Source organism: Streptomyces sp. NPDC048483 (genome assembly GCF_040651455.1).
Lineage (GTDB): Bacteria > Actinomycetota > Actinomycetes > Streptomycetales > Streptomycetaceae > Streptomyces.
On the sequence record NZ_JBEZJZ010000001.1, the window covers coordinates 212,623 to 219,038 of the forward strand.

Consider the following 6,416-nt stretch of genomic DNA (forward strand, 5'->3'; position numbering starts at 1 on the left):
CGGGGCCGTTTTCGTCGCCTCGCGCCATATGCAGGCGGCGGTCAGCCGCGCTTGACCGCGCAGAGCAGCCCGTCGCCCACCGGAAGCAGGGCCGGCACCAGCGTGGTGCTCTCCCGTATGGCCCGCAGCAGTTCGCGCAGCCGCAGCACCTCCGCCGGCTGCACCGCGGAGTCGACCGTACGGCCGTCCGCGAAGACGCCCTCGAAGCACACCAGGCCGCCGGGGCGCAGCAGACGCAACGATTCAGCGAGGTATTCCAGGCACTCCATCAGGTCCCCGTCGCAGAAGACGAGGTCGTATCCGCCGTCCGCGAGACGGGGCAGTACGTCCAGGGCGCGGCCGGGAATGAAGCGCGCGCGGTTGCCGGCGAAGCCCGCCTCGCGGAACGCCGTCCTGGCGAACGCCTGGCGCTCCGGTTCGAGATCGACGGTGGTCAGCACGCCGTCCGGCCGCATGCCGTGCAGGAGATAGATGCCCGACACGCCGGTGCCGGTGCCGATCTCGGCGACCGCCTTGGCGTCCGCGGTGGCCGCGAGCATCCGCAGGGCCGCGCCGGTGCCGGTCGACACCGTACGGATGCCGGCCTCCCGTGCCCGCTCGCGGCACCAGCTCAGGGCGGCCTCGGAGGTGTCGTCGATGGTCCCGGCGCCGTACGCCTCGGCGAATGCCAAGCTCGTCTGCCGGTTGCCGGTAATGGCCCTCTCCTGTCCCCGTAGTTGACGCAACCGTGACTGTATCCGCTGTGTGCGGGAACCCGCAGATGGGACCGGACGTTAGGAGAAAGCAGGGGGAATTGCAGGGGGGAGGCACCCATGAAGACGGTGCAGGAGACGAGACAGGGCCGGTTCCAGGACCAAATGCAGGTCAAAACTGCTTATCCGGAGCTAACGGGCGGGGTGGATATGGTAGGGGCTCTACTGGACACCACCAGAGCCACCAGGGGAGGTGCGGCTGCGGCGGGTGACCGAAAGGTGCGAAGGCGCTTGAAACGGTTGTCTGCCGAGCCGAAATCCGTGACAAACACTGCTGAAGGTCTCCGTACCACCGACTCCGCAACCACCGCGACCTTTGCCGAGGGCGCGGATGCGCAGACGTGGACCCCGCCCACCTGGGAGGAGATCGTCAGCACCCACAGTGCACGGGTCTACCGTCTCGCCTACCGCCTCTCCGGCAATCAGCACGACGCCGAGGACATCACCCAGGAGGTGTTCGTCCGCGTCTTCCGCTCGCTGTCGTCGTACACCCCCGGCACCTTCGAGGGCTGGCTGCACCGCATCACGACCAATCTCTTCCTCGACATGGTCCGCCGCCGCCAGCGCATCCGCTTCGACTCGCTCGGTGACGACGCCGCCGAACGGCTGCCCAGCAACGAGCCCGCGCCGCAGGAACACTTCGACGACACCCACTTCGACGCCGACGTCCAGCACGCACTGGACACCCTCGCGCCCGAGTTCCGGGCCGCCGTCGTCCTGTGCGACATCGAAGGCCTCTCCTACGAGGAGATCGCCGCAACCCTGGGCGTCAAGCTCGGCACGGTCCGCAGCCGGATCCACCGCGGCCGCTCGCATCTGCGCAAGGCGCTCAAGCACCGCTCCCCGGCGGCGCGCGCCGAGGAGCGCAAGCAGCAGCGGTCGCTGGCGGTGGTCTCCACCGGGGAGGTCGGGATCGCGTGAGCCTCAGTGGCGGTCCATCCCCCGCCGAGCAGCATCTCGGCGACCGCCTCGCGGCCCTGGTCGACGGCGAGTTGGGGCATGACGCGCGCGAGCGGGTGCTCGCGCATCTTGCGACGTGCGGAAAATGCAAAGCAGAGGCCGACGCCCAGCGCCGGCTGAAGAGCGTCTTCGCGCAGACGGCACCCCCCGGCCCCTCCGAGGGGCTGCTGGCGCGCCTTCAGGGGCTGCCCGGCGGTGATCTGGGCGGTCCCGGCAGCCGGCTTGGTGGCGGCGCCCTCGGACGCGGCGACTTCGCCCGGGGCGGCGGCTCCTTCGGCTATGTCCCCGCCGACGACCACGGCCGGCGGGCCGAGCGGGCCATGGCCGGCCTTGCCGGGCCGCCGCGGCAGCGCGGCTTCCGGGTCCACGAGGCCGAGCGGCCCGCGCCGCAGCGGCGCCGGTTCGCCTTCGCGGCGGCCGGGGCGGTCTCGCTCGCGGCCATTGCGCTCGGTGGTGCCCTTCCGCTGGAGGCGGCCGTCGATACACCCGGCGGCCGCGGCGACGGCGGCGCCACGGCCGTCACCCCGCTCAGTGCCACCCCGGTGGCGGGCAGCGGTCCGCTGACCCGCACCGGCGCATTCCTGGCGACGGGGGAGGCCGGCACCGGCCCGCGGATCGGCGCGCCCACCGCGGCGCCGGCCCCCGGCGCCATGAGCCTCTACGGCCCCGGCGCGGCGCTCTCGCTCTCGCTCTCGACGGACCCGAACCCGCCCGGACGCTTCGGCCTGCCGCCCCTGATAGCCGCGACCGGCCCGGCCTCGCCGTACCACCTCTCCCCGCTCTCCCCGGTGGAGCCCAAGCGGCCACTGATCGGCTCCGCGGCACCCTCCAGCCCCGCCGCCCCCGGCGCAACTCCCGACCGGCACTGACCGCGCACTGCGCAGCCCCGCGCAGAACTGGTTGAATCCCTGGTGGGCTTCGCACCCCTGTCCGGGGCGCGGGCCGCGAGGTGGCGGTGGCCCGCGAGTGCGGGCGAAATCTGGGGAGAGCATGGACGACGGTAAGGCCGCCGGGCCGAAGCTGAAGTGGTGGAGCCGCCCGGGACGCCCGGTGACGCAACCGCCCACCGAGGCCGGTCCGCAGGCACCGGTGTCTTCCGCCGGTCGGACGGCGGGGGTGCCGCGTGCGTCCGGGGCGGGGGATGCGGCCGATGGAGCCGATGCGGCGGTGGCGTCCGGGGCATCGGCGGTGCCCGAGGCGCCGGTGGTCGCCGATGCGCCGGAGCGGGCCGATGCGCCTGAGCCGGCCGGTGTGGCGGACCGGGCCGATGCTGCCCGTACGGCCGAGGTGACCGCGGTGGTCGCCCCCGTCGACGGGTCGGCGACGGCAGCGGACCCCGCGGCGGCCCAGGGCGACGTACCCGACGCCGACGCCGACGCGGCGGTCCGGGACCGGGGCGTGGCCTCGACCGTGACGTTCGGTCAGGCCGCCGCCGGCGTACGGGAGGAGACGGCGGCCGGCCACCGGGACGAGGTGCCGGGTGGCGGGACCGCGACGGTCACGGCCACGGCCGGGCCGAACGGTGCGCCGGAGCGGCCGCGGCCGCTGCACGCCGAGGACCCCTACGGCACGCCTCCGTACGGCGGCCCCGGGCCGTGGGCGCCCGCGCCACCCGTACAGCGGCCGATGGCGACCCCGGCTCAGGGCACCAGGCTGCCGCCGCACGCGATGCCCCCGCAGGCCCCGATGCCCGGCGCGTCCTACCAGGGCCCGCCGCCGTCCCCGCAGCCGGCCGCGCCCGGAGCCCCCGCCCCGCAGCCGCCGGGCGACCCCGCTCCGCAGCCGCCGACCGTGCCCGCCACACCGGCCGCGCACCCGGCCATGGCCCCCGCCACACCGGCCGCGCACCCGCCGACCGCCCCCGGCACCCCCGCCCCGCCCGCCGACCCGGCGCACCCCGCCCCGGCGGCCTCCGCAGGTGACGACGGCCCCTCCCTCCAGAAGCCCGTCGCCGGCCCCGACGCCACCGACACCACCGCCTTCGTCCCGCACCCCGGCGACGGCGGCCCCCGCCCCGCCGGGAACCGTGCGGCCATGCCGGCAGGCGGCGGCCACGGGCCGGCCCCCACCGGCGCCTGGCAGCAGTACGACCCCTGGAGCGCGCCCCAGCACGGCGGCCCCGCCGCATCGCCGCCGGTCGGCGCAGGCAAGCGCGGCCGGCGTGCGCCGCTGGTGATCGGTGCCGTGGTGGCGGCCCTGCTCGCGGGCGGGGTCGGCGGCGTCATCGGCGCGTACATCGAGCGGTACGGCGGCATCGACGACATCAAGCTCCCGCAGGCCGCCGGCGACGACGGCAGCCGTAACCCGGACAGCGTCGCCGGGATCGCGCAGCGGGCGCTGCCCGGCGTGGTCACCCTGCATGTGCGGGGCAATGCCGAGCAGGGCACCGGCACCGGCTTTGTCCTGGACAACAAGGGGCACATCCTCACCAACAACCACGTCGTCGAGCCGGCCGGCACCGGCGGCGAGATATCGGTGACGTTCAGCGGCGGCCAGACGGCCAAGGCCAAGGTCGTCGGGCGGGACGGCGGCTACGACCTCGCCGTCGTCCAGGTGGAGGGCGTCACCGGACTGCGCCCGCTGCCCCTCGGCAACTCCGACGCGGTGCGGGTCGGCGACCCCGTCGTGGCGATCGGTGCCCCGTACGACCTCGCCAACACCGTCACCTCCGGCATCATCAGCGCCAAGCAGCGCCCGATCACCGCAGGCGGCCAGGGCGGCGGCAGCGATGTGTCGTACGTGGATGCGCTCCAGACGGACGCCCCGATAAACCCGGGCAACTCGGGCGGTCCGCTGGTGGACGCCAAGGCACGGGTGATCGGCATCAACAGCGCCATCCGGGCGGCCGACAGCGGCGGCGGGCTGGACGGCGGCGGCCAGGGAGGCGGCCAGGGCGGCAGCATCGGCCTGGGCTTCGCGATACCCATCAACCAGGCCAGGCGGGTGGCCGAGGAGCTGATCAACACGGGCCGGGCGACACACCCGGTGATCGGCGTCACCCTGGAGATGGAGTACGCGGGTGACGGCGCGCGGGTCAGTGCCCGGAGCAAGGACGGCAGGGCGCCGGTCATCCCGGGCGGGCCCGGCGCCAAGGCCGGGATCCGGCCCGGCGATGTGATCACCAAGGTGGACGATGCGCCGGTGCACAGCGGCGAGGAGCTGATCGTCAAGATCCGCAGCCACCGGCCCGGCGACACGCTGGTGCTGAGGCTCCAAAGGGGCGGAAAGGAGCAGACCGTTCGGCTGACGCTGGGCTCCTCCAGCAGCGGTTGATCGTTTTCCCCGTGTTGGCACGGGTGACTCCCGCCCGGCGCAGCGGGCCAGGTACCGTGATAGTCGGCCTGGCCCCTAGGCCATTGAGGCCGCGGATAATCCAAGGAGCTGCAAGGTGTTCTTCGACATAGGACCCCTCGAGCTGGTGGCGCTCGTGATCCTTGCGATGCTGATCTTCGGGCCGGACAAGCTGCCCAAGGTCATTCAGGACGTCACGGGCTTCATCCGCAAGGTGCGCGCGTTCTCCGACACCGCCAAGGAGGACATCCGCAGCGAGCTGGGCCCGGAATTCAAGGACTTCGAGTTCGAGGACCTCAAGCCGAAGAATTTCGTCCGCAAGCATGTCCTGGAGAAGGACGAATACGGCCTCAAGGAGCTCCAGGAGATCCGCAACGGCTTCGACTTCAAGTCCGAGGTGGCCGATCTCGAGGACGTCGTCCACGGCCGCGACGGCGCCGCTGACGCGCCCGTGAGCCCCTCGAACGGCGCACGCGCCAATCTCACCAAGGAATCCGGCGGCGGCCGCCCCGACCTGGTCAAGAAGAGTGACCGGGACGGCGCGCCGGAGCGTCCGCCTTTCGACGCCGACGCCACCTGATACTCCCGTATGCCCGGCTGTGTTGACCCCTATGGCTATGCTCCCGGTGTCCGGGGTGAGGACGCCTGAGGGGGGCGGGCCGCCCACGACGCAGGGCAACAAGGAGGCGCCGCGCAGATGGAGACGACGAGTCCGACACCGAGCCACGAGGTGTCAGCCGACGTCGGCCGGAAGGTCGACGGCTATCTGCTGGCCGCGTTCCCGTGGTACGGCCTCGACGAGGCATTCACCGGGCCACGCTGGCTGATGCAGGTCGGCGCGGCCGCGGACGGCACCGTCGAACACGGTGCCACCGGGCACGGCCAGCAGCCCACCATAAAGGCGGAGACGGGCAAGGACGACGACCGGTTCGCGGTCGTGGTCACCGTCGCCAGCCGCCCCGTACGGCGCAGCGCCGACGGTACCGGGGTCCTGGAGGCCACCTCGGTCTCCACGGCCGCCTGGCTCGCCGGATCCGGCCTGCTCGCCCGGACCTGGCCGTCCCACATGGACCGCTCGCTGCGCCAGGACTGGCTGGACCAGCAGACGATGCTCGCCTGGGAGCTGGCCGACGACCTGGGCGGGGAGAGCTGGAGCGAGCTGACGCTGCCGGTGGACGGTGTGCCGATGCGGTTCCACTACCGCGAGTCCGAGTACGGCTGGGTGCTGGCCGGCTCGTCCGGCGACGGCCCCGCCGGCGTGCACATCGGCGCGTACGGGCGCGGAATGAGCGCCTACGGCCTGGGCTTCTCGGTCGTCAAGGATCTGGCGGCGTACGAGGGCTGAGGCGGGGCCCCGGCGCACGGGGCGCGCGACGGCTTCCTTGCGGGTGGGCGCGGTCATGATCCCTCTCC

At 73.5% G+C, this 6,416-nt stretch carries 6 protein-coding genes; 5 read left to right on the plus strand and 1 reads right to left on the minus strand.

The window, feature by feature from the left end; all coding sequences use genetic code 11:
• Nucleotides 1-41: 41 nt before the first annotated feature.
• The gene (locus AB0D04_RS01050; protein ID WP_362697647.1) at nucleotides 42-725 is read right to left on the minus strand and encodes an O-methyltransferase; all 684 of its coding nucleotides are present in this window, start codon (nucleotides 723-725) and stop codon (nucleotides 42-44) included.
• Nucleotides 726-902: 177 nt separating this feature from the next.
• On the opposite strand from AB0D04_RS01050, the gene sigE reads away from it, so the two are divergent.
• The 5 genes from sigE (at nucleotide 903) to AB0D04_RS01075 (ending at nucleotide 6,348) form a co-directional block, all read left to right on the plus strand.
• Complete coding sequence (gene sigE / locus AB0D04_RS01055; protein WP_362697703.1) at nucleotides 903-1,673, plus strand: RNA polymerase sigma factor SigE; 771 nt, start codon at nucleotides 903-905, stop codon at nucleotides 1,671-1,673.
• Complete coding sequence (locus tag AB0D04_RS01060; protein ID WP_362697650.1) at nucleotides 1,670-2,581, plus strand: zf-HC2 domain-containing protein; 912 nt, start codon at nucleotides 1,670-1,672, stop codon at nucleotides 2,579-2,581. Before sigE ends, AB0D04_RS01060 begins: the two co-directional genes overlap by 4 nt.
• 121 nt (nucleotides 2,582-2,702) lie before the next feature.
• The gene (locus AB0D04_RS01065; protein WP_362697653.1) at nucleotides 2,703-4,985 is read left to right on the plus strand and encodes a trypsin-like peptidase domain-containing protein; all 2,283 of its coding nucleotides are present in this window, start codon (nucleotides 2,703-2,705) and stop codon (nucleotides 4,983-4,985) included.
• 115 nt (nucleotides 4,986-5,100) lie between these two features.
• A complete protein-coding gene (locus AB0D04_RS01070) occupies nucleotides 5,101-5,583 on the plus strand; it encodes a sec-independent translocase (protein WP_362697656.1) in 483 nt (160 codons plus the stop codon).
• Between the two features lie 117 nt (nucleotides 5,584-5,700).
• On the plus strand, nucleotides 5,701-6,348 hold the full coding sequence (locus AB0D04_RS01075) for a hypothetical protein (protein ID WP_362697659.1): 648 nt from the start codon (nucleotides 5,701-5,703) through the stop codon (nucleotides 6,346-6,348).
• The last annotated feature ends 68 nt before the right edge of the window (nucleotides 6,349-6,416 follow it).

Bases quoted from the DNA above. Each gene is read 5' to 3' on its own strand.
- sigE (WP_362697703.1), top strand. From the start codon at position 903: ATGGTAGGGGCTCTACTGGACACCACCAGAGCCACCAGGGGAGGTGCG.
- AB0D04_RS01065 (WP_362697653.1), top strand. From the start codon at position 2,703: ATGGACGACGGTAAGGCCGCCGGGCCGAAGCTGAAGTGGTGGAGCCGC.
- AB0D04_RS01075 (WP_362697659.1), top strand. From the start codon at position 5,701: ATGGAGACGACGAGTCCGACACCGAGCCACGAGGTGTCAGCCGACGTC.